Genomic DNA, 18,469 nt, shown 5'->3' with positions numbered 1-18,469 from the left:
GTGGACATAAACTCACTCTCGTGTTGAGGTGGTTGTCGGGGGCGCAGATCAATCCTGGCTGGCCCGCGACATTGGGTCCCCTGCATACGCAGGCGGGCGCGGTGATGTTGCGCCCGGTCAAGATGCGCGACGCCAAGGCCTGGAGCACGTTGCGCATCCGAAACCAGAACACGCTGATGCCGTGGGAGCCGACCGGGATCGGGTCGTGGGCCGAACGTCACCAACCCAGTGCCTGGCCACCGCTGTACTCGGTGCTCCGGTCGGAGGCCAAACGCGGCAGTGTGTTGCCCTTCGTGATCGAGCTGGACGGCGTCTACATCGGGCAGCTCACCATCGGCAATGTGCAGCGCGGTGCGGTGCGCAGCGCGTGGATCGGGTATTGGGTCGACGCATCACATGTCGGCCAGGGAATCGCCACCGCGGCAGTGGCGCTCGGTGTGGATCATTGTTTCGGTCAGGTCGGGTTGCATCGTCTCGATGCCACCGTGCAACCCGCCAACGTCGCTTCCCAAGCGGTCCTGACGAAGGTCGGCTTCCGTCGCGAGGGCTTGTTGGAGCGCTACATGGACGTCAACAAGCGCTGGCGTGATCACATCCTGTTCGCGTTGACCGCCGAAGAGGTCACCGGCAGTGCCGCAGAGACACTCGTCCGGTCCGGGCGCGCTTCCTTTCACTGAGCCCCCCTCGCGCGCGGCGGGCTGAGAGCGCCCTGTGAATCCGTCGAATGTTCATGGGCCTCGGCGCGTCTGCGCTGGGTGCACTGTCCGTGCGCCTAAATTGTGAGGTGGCCTCGTGTAACCAGAGTGAAAGAAGGGAGAGTCGCATGCCGAACTCAGTCTTGTGGGTCTGCCTCGTGGCCGTATGGCTTTTCGTGCTGGTTCCGATGGTCATCAAGGGCCGACCGCAGATGCGGAAATCCACAGTGGCCGCGAAGGAGACGCGTCTGTTGCACCGCGGCGGGACGCGAACCCGCAGCGACCGTCGACGCTCGGCCGGATCTCACCCGCATGACCCGTCGTGGACGTCGCGGCGCGCGAAGTCCGACCGCGCCGAGTCGGCCACCACGGTCCTCGACGAGGAGGATGACGAGCGGGCCGAAGGCGACCAGTCCGACGTCGAGAACGTCGATTCCGATCGGTTCGACGCTGACCACGACACGATCTCTGCCGATGCGGACGCCGACGACGACGCAGTCCAGACGACGATGCGGCGCGCGAGGGTGGCCGACACCGTTGCGCCGAGCGTCGACGACACCGACGGTTCCGATATCTCCGCCGATGTTGACCTGGACGGCGACTCGGACGCGGACCACGCTGCCGATCACGACGAGGAGATCACCCTCGACGGAGAATTCGTCGATGCCGAGCGTGACGAGGTCGACGAGGAACTCGACGACGTGGAGGATGCCGAGATCGCCTCGATGGAGGAGATGGCGACCGGGGAGCACGAGCCGGCCGACCTGGATGACGGTGACCTGGAGGACTCGGCTGACGATTACGAGTTCGACGACGAGTTCGTGGACAGCGATTCCGAGTTCGCGACCGACGACGCCGATGACGCCGATGACTACGAAGATGATTACGACGTGGACGACGAGTATGGCGCCGACGACGAGTATGACGAGGCCGGGTTCGACGACTCGGACGCCGACGACTCGGACGCCAACGACCATGACGCCGACGACTATGACGCTGACGACTATGCGGACGCCGACGAGTACGACGATCTGGCGGATGACGTCGAGACCGACCGCGACGGTGTGGCCGAGGCACCCGCCCGTTCCCGACCGCGAAGCGCGGATACCGCTTCGCGGTCGCGACGACGTTCGGTGTACTCGCCGGATGCCCGCCAGTCCGAACTCCGCTACCGGGAACGTCAGCGTGTTCTGATCGGATTGCTGACGCTGCTGGTGATTGCCGGTGGCGTCGGCTTCTTCGTCGGGTTACCCGGCTGGATCGCCACCGGTGTCCTCGCCGTGATGCTCGTGGCCTACCTCGGCTACCTGCGCCGGACCGTCGCGCTGGAGCAGAAGATTCGCGCTCAGCGGGCCGCCCGGGCGCGCCGGTCCGAACGTGAACTCGCGTCGCGTCGGCGTCGGGCCGACGCGGCGGCGGCGTTCGAATCCGCACCGCCGCCGCCCCGGTTGCGGCGACCCGGGGGTGCCACAGTTCTCGAGATCGACGACGAGGACCCGGTCTTCGACCATCTGCCGCCGTTCCAGCGTCGGCGCATCATGCGCGAGGACGACGGCCTCAGGCGGGTCGCCGGCTGATCGCCGCAGGGTGATCGGCGATCCACTTGCGGCCGCGACGCGTTGCCTGCGACAACGCGAGGCGTTCCCCCACATAGGTCACCGGAGCCCCGACCACCGGGATGTAGGCGAGCATCCGCAATGGCAGGACGGGCTGCGGACGTCGATCGAACTCGTCGGAAAGACCGCGCAGGATCGTGGCGATTTCCCAGATCGCGCCGATCAGCGTGGCGCCGTGGTGCTGGTCGGCGTCGTGCGCGTCGGTGTCGGCGCGATCGGCAGCGTGGTCGACCGTGGTGGCCGACATCTCCCGGTTGCACAGCACCGACGCCAGCAGCTGCACCTGGTGGGCGCGGTCGGTGACCCCGTACTCGCGGGCGATGGCGATGAGCACGATGGCCTGATTGGCGAAGCCGAGCACGGAGGCCAACGGAAGTCGACGCGTCCAGCCGCCGAAGACGCCGGGGTAGGCCACGGCCACTGTGTTGACGGTGCCGATCCGATTGACCCACCAATCGGCGCGGTCGTGCATCGAGCGGCGCGTCCAGCCCTGCGTGCCCGGCCAGTCGGCGGCGTCGAGGCCCTGGGCGAGTAGATGCAGCGCGCGTTGTACTCGGGAGTCGGGGTGGGGGTCGTCGTGGAAGGTGTGCTTCTTGAGCCCCAGTGGGTCGCGCCGGGCCAGCGTGTCGAGCACCGGGTTGATACCGGCCACGGCCCGGTCGAGCACCCCCGCGACCTGGTCATCGGACATTTTCGCCATGCCGCGAGGTTAGCCCGCTCCCGGGCCGGCAAACATTTCGCCGAGTCCGTGAGCGAGCCGGTTTCGTGGCGGTGCGGTGGTTTGGTTGCACCGGGGTGCGGGCTGCTAGAGTGGCCAACGGCCGGTCACACGACCGCCCGGGGCTATGGCGCAGTTGGTAGCGCGACTCGTTCGCATCGAGTAGGTCAGGGGTTCGATTCCCCTTAGCTCCACAGAATCCGCCTTGAATGCACCCGACACAGCGCCGCCGCCGACACAATGTCGACGGCGGCTTTGCGTCGGGCGCTTTTGTCTGGAGCATTTCGGTGTCGAGTGCGGTGAGGGTACTCACGCCTGGCCGATCGTCGATCCGCTCCGCCGCGAGCGACGTATATTCTCCGGTGTGCTGTGTGAATTAGTGCCCCGCGCCGGAAGTTCGTTGATGAGTTCGACGTGCAGGCAGTGCGTGGCCTCGTTGGCGTCACCGCCCAGAGGGGCGTGATCTTGGATGGCAGACCGTCGGGGTGACCATACAGGTCAGGGTGACGAGCAGGCGGGGCGCCGAGCGATGCTCGTGGTCGCATCCATGGCGCAACCGGTGATCGTTATCGGCGCTGATGGATGCGTCGAGATCGCCAACGCGGCCGCGCGCAGCGTGTTGGATCTGGGATCTGACATCACGAGGGCGCGAATCGACGATGTCGGCCTCGACTTCGCCGCCACCGAGATGTCACCGATTCTCCGGTGCGTGCAGGCCGGGGAACCCTTCGACGATCACATCGCCACGATCATCGCGCCGCAGGGACGGCGCTGGCTGTCGTGCAGCGGCCGCCAGATCGCGCACGACGGGACGCTCGCGGCGGTGGTCACGTTCACCGATATCACCGAACGTCACCAGGAAACCGCTCGACTCGAGTGGGACGTGAGTCGATTCGAATGGCGGGCGTTTCACGATGATCTGACGGATCTGCTGAACCGCGCAGGCACACTCGCCGCCATCGGCGATCACTTGGCGACGCGTTCGGCGCCGCTGGACAGCGTGGGCGTGTACTACGTGGATCTCGATGGTTTCAGGGTGATCAACGATTCGCTGGGGCGGACGGTCGGCGACGACATCCTCACCGCGGTGGGCGGCCGGTTGCGGGACGCCTTGGGCACCGATGCCGCCATCGGCCGACTCGGTGGCGATGAGTTCGTGGTGGTCGAGCTCATCCGCGACGACCTGAGCGCGCGCCTCGAGAACCAGGTCTCGCGCATCCGAGAGCTCGTGGACCAGCCCATTGCGCTCGACGGGCGAACCGAACGGATCACCGCGTCGGTGGGGGTGGCCGTGGCCCGCCATTTGGTGGATGATCCCGCACCGGTAGACATGTTGCGCGACGCCGAGATCGCCTTGCAGGAGGCGAGGACGAACTCGGCCGGCCGGCCGTACGCCTCGTTTCGCCCGCAGTACCGTTCGGATCGGTTGCGGCGGCAACGCATCGAGTACGAACTACGGAACTCGGTGAATTCCGACCCCGGCCAGCTGTACTTCGACTATCACCCGGTCGTGGATGTCGGGCGCGGGCACGGGCGGGTCGCGCTGGAGGCGCTGATGCGTTGGCGCCACCCGGAGTTGGGCCAGGTGTCGCCCGGTGAGTTCATCGCGATCGCCCGGCGCACTGATCTGATCGAACAACTCGGAGCACACCTCGTGGACACCACGATGCGTGAGTTCGTCGTGAACGAGCGGACGACCGATGGACTGACGTTGTGTCTGAACTTCACTCGTCGTGAACTGGCCGACCGTCACTTCGTACCGCGCTTGCAGTTGGCGCTCGGTGACGCCGGATTGGACCCCGGCCGCTTGTGCGTGGAGGTCTCCGAGCGAGATCTCGCCGCCGGGGACCGCACGGGCATCCGGGCGACGATGACGTCGATCCGCGACCTCGGATGCCAGCTCGCCATCGATGACTTCGGTACGGGCGGAATGTGTTTGAGCGACCTGTACCAAATGCCCATCACCACCATCAAGACGGCCAAGGCGTTTGTCGACGACATGGAGGACGGCGCGGCCGACGAGGCCGACCGCGCCGAACAGATGTTGACCGGCATCGCATCCGCCGCGCACGCGTTGGGGATCACGGTGATCGCCGAGGGGGTGGAGACGTCTCGGCAGGCTGCGGCGATCGTGCGCGCCGGGTGCGACTTCGCCCAGGGGTTCTTCTACGCCTTCCCGCAGCGGCTGGTCGACATCGACTGAGTGTGGTCAGTGCACCAGGATGCGCCGCGCAAATCCATTCAGGTGCCTGCGCAAGGTGGCAATTCGCTGTTGCCGAACCGCTTCGGGGTCGTCGCCGGCGAAGATCGCCGACGGCCTGGTCCGAACGTTCGCCGAACACTCGAACCGCGAACACATGAGAATGCCCACCGTGTCGCCTTTGCGCCCCGCGGCTCCGGCGAGTTTGGCGCTGTAGAACGACACTTCGTTGGGCAGGTGGACATCTTGGCAGAACGAGCATTGCGGCCGGGTTCGTGGTTGCCGACCGCCCAGGCGCAGCATGATTCCGACGTCGGTGTCGTCGTGTGGAATGACGAGATAGCCGACCTGCGGCAGTTTTGGATCCCGCCAACCCAGGAAATCCATTTCCTCCCAACGCAATTCGGTATAATCGAGCGGCAGGCTCAACGCCTTGCGCTCGCGGACCGAGGCGTTGACGAGCGAGGAACGGATAGCGGATTCGGTAAGTGCATACATGTGTATCGATGACCTCATGTCGTGGCGTGTGAAGGCATGCGTCTGCCGACGTGGTCCGAGCGGAGTCACGTCGACGGGGCAGGGCGGTCAGTTGTCGGCGCGCACGACGCCGGCAACCTCCGCACACCCGGTGGGCAACGACACGAATGAGTACACGGTGGGTCATCGTCGTCGTCGACGGTTGAGGTGTCAACGTCATTTCGGCTGCCGCGCATGTCACCAGGAGCAACAGGCATGACGTGCATCACGATGATTTGGCCGGGTCGACGGGCCTCGCGTAGCCTGGTCTCATTGATGCACCGATCAGGTGCGGTCAACGCGTCGTAGAACGCTTCTTCGACAGGCTTCAAGCGCCTGCTCTTTGACTTCATACGGCGAACGAACACGCACAGATGCGTCTTCGCCATCCGACCCCGACCCGCGGTCTGACGCTGCTCGGTGTCCACAGAGAAAGACGGACCTTGTCCACTACTTTTGCTTCACTCGGCGTACCTGCCGAACTCGTCCGTGTCCTCGCTGCCGAGGGCAAGACCGAGCCGTTCCCGATCCAGGCCGAGACCCTCGGCGACACCCTGGCCGGCAACGATGTGATCGGTTCCGGCAAGACCGGCTCCGGTAAGACCCTCGCATTCGCCATCCCGATGGTCGCCGGGTTGGCCGAGATGGAGGTCACCCGACGACCGGGCGCACCCACCGGCCTGGTGCTGGCGCCCACCCGCGAACTCGCGACCCAGATCGCCGCGGTGCTCACCCCGTTGGCCAAAGCGCTGAACCTGACCGTGACCACCGTTTTCGGTGGCGTCCGCCAGAATCGGCAGGAGGAGGCGTTTCGCCGTGGGGTCGACATTGTGGTCGCGTGCCCCGGTCGGCTCGAAGACCTGATGGGCCAGGGCATCGTGCGACTCGACGATGTCGAGATCACCGTGCTCGACGAGGCGGATCACATGGCCGATCTCGGCTTCCTTCCCGGTGTCACGCGCATTCTTGCCGCCACCCCGCGCGACGGGCAGCGCATGCTGTTCACCGCCACGCTCGACAACGGGGTCGACAAGGTGGCCAAGCGCTTCCTGAGCAAGCCGACTGTGCATTCCACCGAGGAGACCACGGCTCCTGTTCAGATGACCCACCACGTCTTCGAGGTCGACCCGGGCGCCAAGAACGATCTTGTGCGCGAGCTCGCCTCCGGGCGCGGGCGTCGAATCCTGTTCACCCGCACCAAGCATCAGGCCAAGAAGCTGGCCAAGAAGCTCACCGACGGCGGAATCCCCGCCGTCGACCTGCATGGCAACCTCAGCCAGGCCCAACGCGACCGGAACCTCAAGGCCTTCGGCGCCGACGGGGTCCGCGTGCTGGTGGCCACCGACGTCGCGGCGCGTGGCGTGCACGTTGACGGTGTGGAACTCGTGGTTCACGTCGACCCGCCCGCCGAGCACAAGGCCTACCTGCACCGCTCGGGACGTACCGCACGCGCGGGCAGTAGTGGCGACGTGGTCACCATCTGCCTGCCGGATCAGCGCCGCGACGTCGCGGGACTGCTGCGTAAGGCCAATATCAAGGTGGCGCCGACCCGCGTCGACGCGGCCTCCGTCGAGGTCGACGACCTCATCGGTGCCCGCGCCGAGTTCGTGGCGCCGCAACCCAAGCCGGTGCAGAATCCGCCCCGTAACGCCGCACCCCGTGGCCAGCGCGGCAACGGCGGACGGGGACGTGGGCAGGGCGCGCGTCGCCCGAGTGACGGCCAGCGGCGCCGTGGTGGCGCCGCCCGCCGTGGTGGCCGCGGCGCTGCCACTGCGGGTAGCCGGAGCGGCGCGGGAGCTCGGTAGACCGCGGGGCACCAGCGTCATCCGGACCGTGAGGCCGACCGATCTGCCGGTTCGGCTTCGCGAGAGATCACGCGACGCCGAGTGCTCGCATGCCGGCCGTGACGCCGGCCGCGAGCAGGATCACGATCATCAGGGGTGCCCGGCAGACTGCTGCGACCACGCCGACGGCCACTCCGGCCGGACGGGCCCAGCCGGCGAACTCCTGACCGGCGAACACCGCGCCCGTCACCGCGACGCCGACGAGCAGCAGGATCGCCGCCCGGTCGAGCAACGCGGCCGCGGTCGGGCTCACCTCGTAGCGGTTGCGTAACGCCGGTCCGGCCACCCGGATGAGGTACGTACCGACAGCGAGCAGTGCCGCTCCGGCCAGCAGGTCGATGGTGCTCATGGTGCGTACTCCTGCCGTTGATGGTCGACGGGGGTGCCCTGGGCGGCCGGGGTGCCACGTCTGTCTCCGGAGTCGCGTGCGATCACGGCCAGACCGGCCAAGGCGCACAGGATGGGCACCCCGGCCGGTAGGAGCGGTGTCGCCGCCACGGCTGCTGCTCCGCCGACAAGGGCGGCGCACAGCGTTTTTCGTTCGCGCAGTGCGGGGATGGCGAGTGTGGCGAGCAGTGCGGGGAAGGCTGCGTCGAGACCGAGTGACGCCGGGTCCGCGACGATCTCGCCGATCGCGACCCCGATGGCCGACCCGAGTGGCCAGCTGACCAGCACTCCGGCGCCGCAGAGAAGGAAGGCGGCGCGAGCCCGCCGCTGATCGGTTTCGACGGCCGTGACCGCGGCGGTCTCATCGTTGATCAGGTGGGCGGCGAGCGCTGTCGGCCATCCGCGTGGAAGGAATCGCCCCATCGACAGTCCGTAGCCGAAATTGCGTGTGTTGACCACCAGACCGGCGAGCGCGGCGAGTAGGGGCGCACCGCCCACCGCGATGATGCCGACGAACACGAACTCCGAGGAGCCGGCGAGGACCACAGTCGCAATGACGACGATCTGCCACCAATCCAGGCCTGCGGAGTGGGCGGTGACGCCATACGACGCGCCGATGACCAGCACGGACATGCTCATGACGAGCACTGTGCGAACAGTGGCACGATCAAGTGTTCTCCGAAGCGAACGCATGTCCACTATAGTGGACCTATGCCAGGTGTTCGTCAAGATGGACGATCGTCCTATGAATCGAACGATTCGACGGATGTTGCTCCGTCGGATCCCAAACGCGTCGTTGCTGCCGCGCTCAAGCGGGAACGGACCCGGGCGGGATTGTCGATCGGCGAACTGGCTCGGCGCGCCCGGATCGGGAAGTCGACCCTGTCGCAGCTGGAGACCGGCGAGGGGAACCCGAGTGTAGAGACGCTCTGGGCACTCTCGACGGCGCTGGGAGTGCAGTTCTCGGCATTGTTGGACACACCGACCCGGTCGGTGGAGGTGATTCGATTCGGCGACGGTCCACTCATCCCGGCTGCCGCAGCCGACTACTCGGCGACCCTGCTGTCGACAGCACGGCCCGGAACGCGGCGCGACCTGTATCTGATCCGTGCGCAGCCGGGTGAGCCGAGAATCTCCGCGCCGCACGCCCGCGGCGTGGTGGAACTGGTGGTGATCAGTAGCGGTAGAGCGAAAGTCGGGCCCACCGGCAGCGAGGTGGAACTGGCCGCGGGTGACTACGTGTCGTATGCGGGCGATGTCGAGCACGTGTTCGCCGCGCTCGAACCCGAAACCGTTGCCGTCATGATCAGTGAATCGACCTGATCGCGGAATGATGCCTATCGGCGAAGGATCTGATCACGCCGGTGCGAAGCGGCGGCAGAGGCCGGCGGCCAGCCACGGGCGCGCGCCCCAGGCGAACGCCCGGCCGGTCACGGCCGCCCACGTCGGCGACATCCGTCCGTACGCCGCCAGCATGGCTACCACCGGGTCGACACTGATGTGCACGTCGGGATGGCGCGACTGCGGTGGGTCGATCACGAGTCGGCCGTCGGTGAACTCGTAGACATACCTTTCGTCGCACCCGCGGAGGCGGATGTCATAGGTCGCCGAATGTCCGCCGCACGATGACTCCACCAGCCACCGAGGCAGCACCTGATGGCGCCCGCGCGCCACGAGGGGCGCCACCTTCGGGTCGATCTGCCACGACGCGCCGACGGCGGTGGCCACGTCGTGACCGTGGATGAGGAACTCGCCGATCAGGATGCCCAGTGCCGCGTCGGACCGAACCCGTGAATCCGCATCGAAGTTCATCACCGGTACCCGGGCGCCGAAATGTGACACGGCGTAGAGGAGGCGGTCCAGGTCGTCGAGGAAACGCTCGGTCAGCCGATGGATGTCCCGGGTTGACATGTTCGCTATCTGCTTGGCGTTGAAATCGGGTAGGTCCTTGGGCCGGTGCGGCCACGAACCCGTGCCCTCGATCAGTTCGAGGTAGCGGCCCGGCGTGGCGGCCACGTGGCCGAGGCAGTCGACCACGGTCCATCCCGGGGTACTCGTGAGGCGGGCGTCGGGTTCGGCGACGGTCCGCACCAACTCGGCGAAACGTTCCCCCGAATCGCGCGCGGCGTCGATGTAATCGAACCGCGAGTACATTGTCTTCACCCGTGCACCCCCTGAACAAGTGGATGCCAGGATATCTCGGAACCGTTTGGCGGACAGGGGAATCACGACTGTTCACCTGGAATGTGCGGTGGTGAACTCAATTGCTGTCAGTGATCTGGTGTGCGCCGTCGCAGTGCGAGATCTGGGACAGTTGTCTCAGTCGGTGGTCCCCGATGGCGTTGCCTGCCTCGTCAGATCACCGGCTCTTCGCCTCGGGTAGATGCTTCGCCGGACCGCACGACAATCACGCCGACGACGATCAACACACCACCGACGAGTTGCACAGCGGTGGGTAGTTCGGCGAGTGCTGCCCAGGCGAAGGCGACTGCGAACAGCACTTCGGACAGTCCGACGAAACTCATCACCCGCGACCCCAGGCGTCGGCCGGCGGCAATACCCATGGAGTAGGCAACAGCCGCGCTCACCACCCCCAACACGACAGCTGGTACCCACCACGGCATCGACTGAACCGCCCCGGGTCTGTCGGAGGCTCTCGAACCTGTGAAGGATGGAGAGCATGGCAGCACCACGCAAGTACAGTGAGGAACTCAAGGACCGGGCCACCCGGATGGCATGTGAAGCGCGACAAGATCCCGATTCGTCGAGAGGTGCGATCAAGCGGATCGCCGATCAGCTCGGAGTCCATCCCGAGGCGTTGCGCAATTGGGTTCGTCAGGCCGAGATCGACGGCGGGGTCCGCCCGGGCACCACGAGTGAGGACGCTGACCGCATCGCGGCGTTGGAGCGGGAGAACCGTGAACTGCGGCGAGCGAACACGATCTTGAAGCAGGCTTCGGCTTTCTTTGCGGCGGAGATCGACCGCCCACAGCGCTGATCGTGGAGTTCGTCGCGGCTCACCGCGATGAACACGGAGTCGATCCGATCTGTGCGGCATTGCGCGATACGTCCGCCCAGATCGCTCCGTCCACGGTACGAGCCCACCTGAGCCCCCAGAAGACCGAGGCGCCTCGTGTGGTGCGTGACCGGGAGCTCCTTACCCAGGTCCGCGCGGTGCATGCCGACAACCTCGGCGTCTACGGTGCCCGCAAGGTGCATGCCCAATTGCGCAGACAGGGCCATAGTGTTGCCCGCTGCACCGTCGAGCGATTGATGAAAGCCGATGGGCTGCAAGGGATAGCGAGACTCAAGACACGCAAGACCACGCGCAGCGAGGGAGCTGAAACACCCCGGCCGGCTGACCGGGTCAACCGTCAGTTCACCGCGGCGGCACCGAACGCGTTGTGGGTGGCGGACCTGACCTACATCCGCACCCACTCGGGCTGGGTGTACGCGGCGTTCGTCCTGGACGTGTTCTCGCGGATGGTCGTCGGCTGGCAGGTCTCGACCACCATGCACACCGACCTCGCCCTCGACGCCCTGAACATGGGATTGTGGGCACGGTCGCGTGCCGGCCACGACGTGGCCGGGCTGATCCACCACTCCGACCGCGGAGTGCAATACCGAGCCATCCGCTACACCGAACGACTGGCCGAAGCCGAAGCGGTGACATCTGTTGGCTCCAAAGGGGATTCATACGACAACGGGATGGCTGAGGCGTTCAACTCGCTGTTCAAAGCCGAATGCATCCGTAACCCCGTGATGCGCCCGCGAGGCGGCTGGGCAGGTGTGGGCGAGGTCGAGATCGCCGTCGCTGAGTACGTCGAATGGTTCAACCACCGCCGCCTGCACGGCGAGATCGGACACGTCCCACCCGTCGAGTACGAGAGCGCCTACTGGTCGACCCACACCGTCACCAGCTACCGTGAGAACCCGGTCCCCGCAAACGCTGGAACCAACTAACCGAGCCTCCAGCAAACCCGGGGCGATTCAGACCGGCCGGCGAGCGTTACGTCGAGTGACGACGTCGCCATCGGCAAGACCCCCACCAGGCCGGCCACTGCGAGAATCACCGCACCAACCGTGAGCCCGCCCGCCGCCAGCGTCAACGGCGGTAGCGCGATCCGGTCGTCGGCGGAGATCACGAAGTATGCCGCCGCACCCACCATCGCGATCAGGGCCCACAAGACACCGATCACGTCGGTGCCGACGTCACCGCGCAGATCGAGCACGAGTGCGAGACCTGCCAGCGCAATCACCGCACCCATGATGGTCAGCCGCCCGGGGCGTTGGCGGTGACGCAGCCACATCCAACCGATGACGGCCACGGGTGCGGTGTACTCGATCAGCAGCGCGACCCCCACCTGTAGGTAGGTCACCGCGTAGAAGTAGGCGAGCTGGCAGGTGGCCACGGCGAGAGCGCCGTAGGCGAGCAGGATCGGCCATGCGTGGCGCAGCGCACCCCAGCGGCCGCGCAGTGCGACGACTCCGGGAACGAGAAGAATCGCCGCGCCGAGCGCGATCCGTACGGTCACGGTGGCGCCGGCGGTCCACCCGGCATCGATCATTGCCCGGGCGAGCACGCCGGACAACCCGAAGGCGGCCGAGGAGCCCAGGCCGAGCACCAGACCCGTCGACGTGCGTGACCGGATTGTCACGACACCGGTCGGCGTGCATCATGCCCGGTACGGGGACACCATTGGCTCATCGGCACAATGTAGCGAAGCCGACGGTGCGGGCGAACCTTGTCACAGGGCGAGCGTGCACATCGGCACGACCGGTCAGCCGAGCGGACTCAGTGCGTCGGACGTTGCCGCGAGTTTCCCCGATTCGTGATCGCGCAGCAACGATGCGACGGTTTCGGCGGAGTCGGTCTTGTTGGTGCCGATGAAGCCCGAGGGACCGCGCTTGATCCACCCGGTCACGTACATGCCGGGGCGGGGCACACCGTCGTCTACGACGCGGCCGGCATCGTGCGGGATGACGCCGCGGACGTCGTCGAAAGGCAGGCCCGCGATGGCCACGCCGCGATATCCGATCGACGTGAGAATCAGCGATGTGTCGATCGATTCGGAGACGCCGGTGGGTTCGACGGCCCCGGAATCTCCGATGCGTGTGTGGTCGGTGACGAGGCCGCTGACGTGGCCGTCGGGGCCGAGGCGGACCGCCGACGGCGAACGGTGAAAGGCGAGCCGGATGCGAGGTCCGTCACCGGGTGGCCGACCGGCCACCTCGGCCAACACTTCCAGTTTCGCTCGCGTCGTCGCGTCGTCGACGACCAGGTCGGCCGCCGAGCCGAGATCGGCGGGGTCGAGGACCACATTGACGCCGGTCTCGACCAACCCCACCAGCTCGGGCAGGGTGAACGCGGCGTGGGCGGCTCCGCGACGACCCAGCACCACCACCTCGTCGATCGCGGAGCGCCGCAGCGCCGCCAACGCGCGCCGCGAGATCGTGGTGTCGGCGAGAGACGCCGGATCGGCAGTGAGGATTCGGGCCACGTCCAGGGCGACGTTGCCGTTGCCGATCACCACGGCCCGTCGGCTGGAGAGGTCCACATCGAGATCGGCGTGATCGGGATGGCCGTTGTACCAGCCGACCAGCGCGGTTGCGCTCAGGACGCCTGGGGCGTCGGCATTCTCGATGTCGAGCCGCCGGTCGGTGGGCGCGCCGCCGGCCCAGATGACTGCCTGATGACGGCGCTGTAGTGCATCCAACGTGACGTCAGCCCCCACGGCGACGTTGAGCCGGATGTCGCAGCGCGGTTCGCGTGCGATGTCATCGAACAGTCTCATCACCGATCGCGTGGCGAGGTGGTCGGGTGCCACCCCGAAGCGGGCCAGGCCGAACGGGCGGTCCAGACGTTCGTAGATGGTCACCGAGGCCTGTGGATGCCGCAGCAACTCGTCGGCCGCGTACATCGCCGACGGGCCGGAGCCCACGATGCCCACCGACAACGGCGCATCGACACTCAGTTGCCTCGGCTTGCTGATGGGGGCCAGTGGGAGTCGTTGCGCGGTGTCGACCGGGAAGCGGACGGCATCGGCGGCGGGCCCATCGAAGTGGGCGGCGTTGATGTCGGCGAACCGTGCCTGTTCATCGGGGAGTCGATGGCCGGGCACGATGGCGCTCACCGGACATGCGCTCACGCAGGCACCACAGTCGACGCACGTCGACGGATCGATGTAGAGCATCTCCGAGGTGCCGAACCCGGGCTCCTCGGGAGTGGGATGGATACAGTTCACCGGGCATGCGTAGACACACGAGGCATCTCCGCAGCACGCCTGTGTGACGACGTGAGGCATTTCGGTTCCGTTGCAGCAGTGGGCGGGTGCGGTATCAGGCCGCGGTGTAGGTGGGCTCGCTGCGGAACCGTGACGGGCGTCCGCCGATACCCAGCAGCTTCCACAACAGGCGCGAGACGGGGTTCATCAGCCCGCACTGCTCGCCGAGCATCCGGACATCGCCGAATACGTTTCGTAGGAACTGCTTTGACTCCGGTGACCGCCAGAAGATGTCGCGCATCACCTCATTCGGGATGTCGAAACGCCGCTGGAACGACCTCGGCGGCACCACGATGGCACCGCACAGGATGCGCATGGTGAGCGGGAACATCAACGACAGCAGGAATCGCTGGACGCGACCCTTCTGCGGCACAGTCTCGCGCAGGAGGTGGTGCGCGAAGGAGATGTGGCGGGCCTCCTCAGCGACGTGCAGCTGCATCACCGCGGCCATGGTCGGATGCAGGTTGGCGCGCGTGCGTAGGAAGTCTTTCTGGATGTGGTCGATCGGTTCCTCGCCGCCGAGCACACCGAAGAAGAACACCGTCGGAAAGATCGTCGACGCCAGAGGTACCAGCGGCGAGATCAGGCGATAACCGATCTTGGCGCCGGGCACGTCCATTCCGGAGCGGTTCACGAACTCCTGGAACATCAGGGTGTGATTGCACTCCTCCTTGGATTCGTGCGTGGTGTAGCGGAACTCCTTGGCGCCATTGGGCAATTTGAAGCTGTACTGCATGAGGCCGCGGATCAGAATCGATTCGAACTGCAGTCCGACCTTGGCGACATTGGCCTGTCGCCACATGCCGATCTCGATCTGCTTGTCGCGGGGTAGCTGCTGGTACCAGGGGTGTCGACCGACCGGGTCGACCTCGGCGGACAGAATCCAGCGCTCGTCATCGGGCACGATGGCCATCTCCGGCGAGTCCCAGTCGATATCGATGTAGGGGTCGAAATTCCGATGCACCGACGCGCTCGACAGGTCGTCGAGCACCTGTGTGTAGTCGTCTGCCGGCGCCTGGGGGGCCTCGGGGACGTAGGTGGCGCCGATGCGGTCGATGGCGTTCGTCATGATGGCTGCGGGTCCTTTGCGTGCTCAGAATCCTGCTGTCCGGCTCGGTTGACCAAGATCTCGACTCAGGTGGCCGAGGGCTCGGTCGATGGTTTCTGAACGTAGTTCGACGGCAGGTATATGTCAACATTCAATGTCACAATTCGCGATGGCACTGCGTGCCGCACCGGCATCGGCGATGCTGCGACAGGATGGTCGGCATGGAGAAAATCCTGTTCGTGATCCTCGCGGTGCTCGGCATTGCCGCCGCGCACGTCATCGGCCCGCGGATTCGCGTGGCAGCGCCATTGCTGCTGGTCGTTGCCGGCGCCATCATCGGTGTGCTGCCGTTCGTGCCGGAAGTAGAGGTCGATCCGGAATGGATCCTGATCGGCGTGCTACCGCCACTGCTCTACTCGGCGGCGGTGTCCATGCCGACGATGGACTTCCGGCGAGACTTCGCGGCGATCAGTGCGATGTCGGTGGTGCTGGTGGTCATCAGTTCGGTGGTCTTGGGTGTCTTCTTCGACCAGATCATTCCCGGCGTGGATCTGGCCACGGGGATCGCGTTGGGGGCCATCGTCTCGCCGACCGACGCGGTCGCGACGTCGATCGCCAAACGACTGGGCGTGCCTGGCCGGGTGATCGCCATCTTGGAGGGTGAGAGCCTGCTCAACGACGCCACCGCACTTGTGCTGCTTCGGGCTGCGGTCGCGGCAACCGCTGCCGGTTTCTCGTTCGGTCACGTGGCCGTCAGCTTTCTCTGGGCGGTCATCGCCGCGGTGGCGATCGGTGCCGTAGTCGGTTGGGGAAACCTCTGGGTTCGGCGCCGGGTCGGTGACGCCACCGTCAACACCGCGATCTCGTTCACAGTGCCCTATCTGGCTTACCTGCCGGCCGAGGAGCTCGGGGCCTCCGGGCTCGTCGCGGCGGTCACCGCCGGCCTGATCACCGGTGCCGGCGCGGTCCGCTACCTCTCACCCCGTCATCGGGTTTCGGACGCGCAGAATTGGCGAACGGTGGAGTTTCTCGCCGAAGGTGGGGTCTTTCTCTTGATGGGGTTGGAGTTGTGGGCTCTGTTGGTCGACGTCCGTAATGACCACGGCGGCATCGTCACAGCTGTCTGGATCGGGTTGTCGGCGCTGGCCATGACCGCGGTGGTGCGGGCGCTCTACGTGACCCCGCTGATCGTATGGCTCGACCGGGTCGCACGTCGACGTACGGCAATGCGGCCATATCTGGAGAACATGGACGCCTCCATTGTCGAGAAGTCCCGCCGGGCGGCCGCAGATGGCACCGGGGTCGCGGCCACCAGTGCCGAGCGGGGACGACGGCCCTCGCTACGGTTCGGTCGGGCAAAACGGAACCGGGCGAGAGCCGAACAGCTGTCGACGGCCGCATTCGCCGAGAACCCCGAATCGGCGCAGCGGGTGCGTGACCGGATCACCCGTGCCATGGCCGATATCGACTACTACACCGCCTCGCCGATGGGCCCCAAGGAAGGCGCGATCATCGTTTGGGCCGGGATGCGTGGTGTCGTGACCCTGGCGGCAGCGCAGACCCTCCCGGCCGACACTCCGTCGCGAGAACTGTTGGTGCTCATTGCGTTCGTGGTCGCTGCGGCCTCGCTGATCGTGCAGGGTGGAACTCTCGGTTGGCTGATCCGGGTGCTGCGGTTGGCTGATGTGTCCGACGACCGCGCGGCCGAACGCACTCGCCTGCATGCCGAGTTGTCGCGGACTGCGTCGGAAACCCTCGCTAGATCCGATGTCGCGGGACGCTTTCCCTGGATTCGTGAACGGATCGAGAAGATGGAACGCCAGGCCGATGCCGACGACACCGTCATCGGCACCAACCTGGCTTTTCGGGCCGCGTTCGAGCAGACCCGCCGCGAGGTCATCGACGCTCAGCGGGAAACCCTCATGCGTATGCGGTCGACCGGCACCTACCACTCCAACCTGCTGAGTCACGAACTGGCGCAACTCGACGCGGAGGAGATCAGTCTGGACATGCGCGTCGACGACGATTGAGCTCGCAGTCAGCGTCGGGTGTCGTAGGGCAGTAGGGCCATTTCCCGGGCATTGCGGATCGCGGTGGCGACCTGGCGCTGTTGTTGGGGGGTCAGGCCGGTCACCCGGCGGCTGCGGATGCGTCCTTTGTCGGACAGGAACTGTCGGAGCAGGGCCACATCCTTGTAGTCGACGGGGTTGTTGCCGTCGACATGGATGCCGTGACCGTGCAACAGATTGCGCGCGCGTTTCGTCGGGATGTCTCGGGACGGTCGAGTTGGTTTGCGGGCCACTGTGTTACCTCGGGTTCGAATGGGTGATCACCAGCTGGACTTCTGGATGCCGGGGAGTTCGCCCCGGTGGGCGAGTTCGCGGAAGCGCACCCGGGAGAGCCCGGCCTTGCCGATGTAGCCGCGGGGGCGTCCGTCGACGGCATCGCGGTTGCGCAGCCGCGTCGGACTCGCATCGCGGGGTAGTCGCTGCAACCGGCGCTGGGCGTCTCCCCGTTGCCGGGGGGACGACGTCGACGCGGCGATGGTCCGTTTGAGCTCGGCGCGGGTCTGCGCATACCGGGCGACGATCTCGCGCCGTTGTCGGTCGCGGACGATCTTGGACTTCTTGGCCATCAGCGGTCCTCTCGGAAGTCGACGTGCTTGCGCACGACTGGGTCGTACTTGCGCAACACCATCCGGTCGGGGTCGTTGCGCCGGTTCTTGCGCGTGACGTAGGTGTAGCCGGTGCCGGCCGTCGACCGCAGCTTGATGATCGGTCGGATCTCGTTGCGGGCCATCAGATCTTCTCTCCGCGCGCACGGATCGTCGCGAGAACCGACTCGATTCCGACCTTGTCGATGGTCTTGATTCCCTTGGCGCTCACGCGCAGGGTCACGTAGCGGCCCTCGCCGGGCACGTAGTAGCGCCGGCGCTGGATATTGGGGTTCCACCGCCGCGACGTGCGGACGTGCGAATGTGACACCTGTTTGCCGAACCCGGGTTCGCGGCCGGTCACCTGACAGCGTTGGGACATTGAGGTGCTCCTCTCGTGCTATTGGAAATGATTGGCGTTTGTGTGGCTGTCACGGTACCGTCGGTCTCGACTAAATGGAAATTGTTGTCAAGAAGGTGGTAGACGGTGAACGACGGAGGACCGGCT

19 protein-coding genes, 1 tRNA gene, 1 pseudogene and 1 other annotated feature are annotated in these 18,469 nt (G+C 66.2%); of the genes and pseudogenes, 8 read left to right on the top strand and 13 right to left on the bottom strand.

Going from position 1 to position 18,469, the window contains the following annotated elements; all coding sequences use genetic code 11:
* The first annotated feature begins 20 nt into the window (after nucleotides 1-20).
* Both ACIGKQ_RS09815 and glpR read left to right on the top strand, forming a co-directional pair.
* Nucleotides 21-677 carry a GNAT family N-acetyltransferase gene (locus ACIGKQ_RS09815; RefSeq protein WP_235724691.1) on the top strand — a complete coding sequence of 219 codons (657 nt, stop codon included), beginning with the start codon at nucleotides 21-23 and terminating at the stop codon, nucleotides 675-677.
* A gap of 146 nt (nucleotides 678-823) precedes the next feature.
* Complete coding sequence (glpR, locus tag ACIGKQ_RS09810) at nucleotides 824-2,272, top strand: gephyrin-like molybdotransferase receptor GlpR (RefSeq protein WP_396573428.1); 1,449 nt, start codon at nucleotides 824-826, stop codon at nucleotides 2,270-2,272.
* Here the strand turns inward: glpR and ACIGKQ_RS09805 are convergent.
* The gene (locus ACIGKQ_RS09805) at nucleotides 2,253-3,011 is read right to left on the bottom strand and encodes a hypothetical protein (RefSeq protein ID WP_396573427.1); all 759 of its coding nucleotides are present in this window, start codon (nucleotides 3,009-3,011) and stop codon (nucleotides 2,253-2,255) included. The two genes, glpR and ACIGKQ_RS09805, sit on opposite strands and share 20 nt — an antisense overlap.
* A 139-nt stretch (nucleotides 3,012-3,150) precedes the next feature.
* Between ACIGKQ_RS09805 and ACIGKQ_RS09800 the strand changes: the two genes are divergently transcribed.
* Nucleotides 3,151-3,223, top strand: a tRNA-Ala gene (locus ACIGKQ_RS09800).
* Nucleotides 3,224-3,576: 353 nt separating this feature from the next.
* The gene (locus tag ACIGKQ_RS09795; RefSeq protein ID WP_396573425.1) at nucleotides 3,577-5,232 is read left to right on the top strand and encodes a putative bifunctional diguanylate cyclase/phosphodiesterase; all 1,656 of its coding nucleotides are present in this window, start codon (nucleotides 3,577-3,579) and stop codon (nucleotides 5,230-5,232) included.
* Nucleotides 5,233-5,238: 6 nt separating this feature from the next.
* Here ACIGKQ_RS09795 and ACIGKQ_RS09790 read toward each other — a convergent pair whose 3' ends face one another.
* Nucleotides 5,239-5,727 (bottom strand): FBP domain-containing protein, encoded by a 489-nt coding sequence (locus ACIGKQ_RS09790; protein WP_235726179.1) that lies wholly within the window; start codon nucleotides 5,725-5,727, stop codon nucleotides 5,239-5,241.
* 461 nt (nucleotides 5,728-6,188) lie between these two features.
* Here ACIGKQ_RS09790 and ACIGKQ_RS09785 point away from each other — a divergent pair, with 461 nt between their 5' ends.
* Complete coding sequence (locus ACIGKQ_RS09785) at nucleotides 6,189-7,550, top strand: DEAD/DEAH box helicase (RefSeq protein WP_396573423.1); 1,362 nt, start codon at nucleotides 6,189-6,191, stop codon at nucleotides 7,548-7,550.
* Between the two features lie 67 nt (nucleotides 7,551-7,617).
* On the opposite strand, the gene ACIGKQ_RS09780 is transcribed toward ACIGKQ_RS09785, so the two are convergent.
* Together ACIGKQ_RS09780 and ACIGKQ_RS09775 are read right to left on the bottom strand one after the other, a co-directional pair.
* Complete coding sequence (locus tag ACIGKQ_RS09780; protein ID WP_235726177.1) at nucleotides 7,618-7,938, bottom strand: AzlD domain-containing protein; 321 nt, start codon at nucleotides 7,936-7,938, stop codon at nucleotides 7,618-7,620.
* On the bottom strand, nucleotides 7,935-8,669 hold the full coding sequence (locus ACIGKQ_RS09775) for an AzlC family ABC transporter permease (RefSeq protein WP_235726176.1): 735 nt from the start codon (nucleotides 8,667-8,669) through the stop codon (nucleotides 7,935-7,937). The genes ACIGKQ_RS09780 and ACIGKQ_RS09775 overlap by 4 nt, the downstream gene beginning before the upstream one ends.
* Nucleotides 8,670-8,687: 18 nt before the next feature.
* Between ACIGKQ_RS09775 and ACIGKQ_RS09770 the strand changes: the two genes are divergently transcribed.
* Complete coding sequence (locus ACIGKQ_RS09770) at nucleotides 8,688-9,299, top strand: helix-turn-helix domain-containing protein (RefSeq protein WP_396573421.1); 612 nt, start codon at nucleotides 8,688-8,690, stop codon at nucleotides 9,297-9,299.
* A 33-nt stretch (nucleotides 9,300-9,332) separates the two neighbouring features.
* On the opposite strand, the gene ACIGKQ_RS09765 is transcribed toward ACIGKQ_RS09770, so the two are convergent.
* Both ACIGKQ_RS09765 and ACIGKQ_RS09760 read right to left on the bottom strand, forming a co-directional pair.
* Nucleotides 9,333-10,130, bottom strand: coding sequence for a maleylpyruvate isomerase family mycothiol-dependent enzyme (locus ACIGKQ_RS09765; protein WP_235726209.1), 798 nt, complete (start codon nucleotides 10,128-10,130; stop codon nucleotides 9,333-9,335).
* 200 nt (nucleotides 10,131-10,330) lie between these two features.
* Nucleotides 10,331-10,603 (bottom strand): annotated as a pseudogene (locus ACIGKQ_RS09760) (EamA family transporter); the annotation flags it as partial.
* Between the two features lie 53 nt (nucleotides 10,604-10,656).
* Between ACIGKQ_RS09760 and ACIGKQ_RS09755 the strand changes: the two are divergent.
* Nucleotides 10,657-11,939, top strand: a protein-coding gene (locus ACIGKQ_RS09755) for an IS3 family transposase (protein WP_396573419.1) whose coding sequence is annotated in 2 segments (ribosomal slippage) — nucleotides 10,657-10,945 and nucleotides 10,945-11,939 — 1,284 coding nt in all. Because the reading frame shifts where the segments join, the coding sequence is not laid out codon by codon here.
* Nucleotides 10,935-11,063: a sequence feature (AL1L pseudoknot), on the top strand. (Overlaps the previous gene by 129 nt.)
* On the opposite strand, the gene ACIGKQ_RS09750 is transcribed toward ACIGKQ_RS09755, so the two are convergent.
* The 3 genes from ACIGKQ_RS09750 to ACIGKQ_RS09740 form a co-directional block, all read right to left on the bottom strand.
* Nucleotides 11,936-12,634, bottom strand: coding sequence for an EamA family transporter (locus ACIGKQ_RS09750; protein WP_308191727.1), 699 nt, complete (start codon nucleotides 12,632-12,634; stop codon nucleotides 11,936-11,938). The genes ACIGKQ_RS09755 and ACIGKQ_RS09750 overlap by 4 nt on opposite strands.
* A gap of 123 nt (nucleotides 12,635-12,757) precedes the next feature.
* Nucleotides 12,758-14,281 (bottom strand): 4Fe-4S binding protein, encoded by a 1,524-nt coding sequence (locus ACIGKQ_RS09745; protein ID WP_396573416.1) that lies wholly within the window; start codon nucleotides 14,279-14,281, stop codon nucleotides 12,758-12,760.
* A 34-nt stretch (nucleotides 14,282-14,315) separates the two neighbouring features.
* Nucleotides 14,316-15,329, bottom strand: a complete 1,014-nt coding sequence (locus ACIGKQ_RS09740; RefSeq protein ID WP_287015550.1) for a diiron oxygenase — start codon at nucleotides 15,327-15,329, stop codon at nucleotides 14,316-14,318.
* Nucleotides 15,330-15,529: 200 nt separating this feature from the next.
* Between ACIGKQ_RS09740 and ACIGKQ_RS09735 the strand changes: the two genes are divergently transcribed.
* Entirely contained in the window at nucleotides 15,530-17,338 is a 1,809-nt protein-coding gene (locus ACIGKQ_RS09735; protein WP_235725294.1) for a sodium:proton antiporter, read from the top strand.
* Between the two features lie 8 nt (nucleotides 17,339-17,346).
* On the opposite strand, the gene rpsR is transcribed toward ACIGKQ_RS09735, so the two are convergent.
* The 4 genes from rpsR to rpmB are packed head-to-tail and all read right to left on the bottom strand — an operon-like array spanning nucleotide 17,347 to nucleotide 18,343.
* Nucleotides 17,347-17,610, bottom strand: a complete 264-nt coding sequence (gene rpsR, locus ACIGKQ_RS09730; protein WP_372475271.1) for a 30S ribosomal protein S18 — start codon at nucleotides 17,608-17,610, stop codon at nucleotides 17,347-17,349.
* Nucleotides 17,611-17,637: 27 nt separating this feature from the next.
* Nucleotides 17,638-17,943 (bottom strand): 30S ribosomal protein S14, encoded by a 306-nt coding sequence (gene rpsN, locus ACIGKQ_RS09725; protein ID WP_235725295.1) that lies wholly within the window; start codon nucleotides 17,941-17,943, stop codon nucleotides 17,638-17,640.
* Nucleotides 17,943-18,107, bottom strand: coding sequence for a 50S ribosomal protein L33 (rpmG, locus tag ACIGKQ_RS09720; protein ID WP_235725296.1), 165 nt, complete (start codon nucleotides 18,105-18,107; stop codon nucleotides 17,943-17,945). Before rpmG ends, rpsN begins: the two co-directional genes overlap by 1 nt.
* Entirely contained in the window at nucleotides 18,107-18,343 is a 237-nt protein-coding gene (rpmB, locus tag ACIGKQ_RS09715; RefSeq protein WP_235725297.1) for a 50S ribosomal protein L28, read from the bottom strand. The genes rpmG and rpmB overlap by 1 nt, the downstream gene beginning before the upstream one ends.
* Between the last annotated feature and the right edge of the window lie 126 nt (nucleotides 18,344-18,469).

It is taken from the genome of Gordonia sp. NPDC062954 (assembly GCF_044543825.1).
GTDB classification, from domain to species: Bacteria; Actinomycetota; Actinomycetes; order Mycobacteriales; family Mycobacteriaceae; genus Gordonia; species Gordonia tangerina.
This window is presented reverse-complemented; position numbering and strand designations above follow the sequence as displayed.

What these genes read in the sequence shown, in the direction of transcription:
- rpmB (WP_235725297.1), bottom strand. Translation starts at nt 18,343, where the DNA reads ATGTCCCAACGCTGTCAGGTGACCGGCCGCGAACCCGGGTTCGGCAAA.
- ACIGKQ_RS09735 (WP_235725294.1), top strand. Translation starts at nt 15,530, where the DNA reads ATGGAGAAAATCCTGTTCGTGATCCTCGCGGTGCTCGGCATTGCCGCC.
- ACIGKQ_RS09745 (WP_396573416.1), bottom strand. Translation starts at nt 14,281, where the DNA reads ATGCCTCACGTCGTCACACAGGCGTGCTGCGGAGATGCCTCGTGTGTC.
- ACIGKQ_RS09775 (WP_235726176.1), bottom strand. Translation starts at nt 8,669, where the DNA reads ATGCGTTCGCTTCGGAGAACACTTGATCGTGCCACTGTTCGCACAGTG.
- ACIGKQ_RS09740 (WP_287015550.1), bottom strand. Translation starts at nt 15,329, where the DNA reads ATGACGAACGCCATCGACCGCATCGGCGCCACCTACGTCCCCGAGGCC.
- rpmG (WP_235725296.1), bottom strand. Translation starts at nt 18,107, where the DNA reads ATGGCCCGCAACGAGATCCGACCGATCATCAAGCTGCGGTCGACGGCC.
- ACIGKQ_RS09805 (WP_396573427.1), bottom strand. Translation starts at nt 3,011, where the DNA reads ATGGCGAAAATGTCCGATGACCAGGTCGCGGGGGTGCTCGACCGGGCC.
- ACIGKQ_RS09765 (WP_235726209.1), bottom strand. Translation starts at nt 10,130, where the DNA reads ATGTACTCGCGGTTCGATTACATCGACGCCGCGCGCGATTCGGGGGAA.
- ACIGKQ_RS09770 (WP_396573421.1), top strand. Translation starts at nt 8,688, where the DNA reads ATGCCAGGTGTTCGTCAAGATGGACGATCGTCCTATGAATCGAACGAT.
- rpsN (WP_235725295.1), bottom strand. Translation starts at nt 17,943, where the DNA reads ATGGCCAAGAAGTCCAAGATCGTCCGCGACCGACAACGGCGCGAGATC.
- ACIGKQ_RS09780 (WP_235726177.1), bottom strand. Translation starts at nt 7,938, where the DNA reads ATGAGCACCATCGACCTGCTGGCCGGAGCGGCACTGCTCGCTGTCGGT.
- ACIGKQ_RS09790 (WP_235726179.1), bottom strand. Translation starts at nt 5,727, where the DNA reads ATGTATGCACTTACCGAATCCGCTATCCGTTCCTCGCTCGTCAACGCC.
- ACIGKQ_RS09795 (WP_396573425.1), top strand. Translation starts at nt 3,577, where the DNA reads ATGGCGCAACCGGTGATCGTTATCGGCGCTGATGGATGCGTCGAGATC.
- glpR (WP_396573428.1), top strand. Translation starts at nt 824, where the DNA reads ATGCCGAACTCAGTCTTGTGGGTCTGCCTCGTGGCCGTATGGCTTTTC.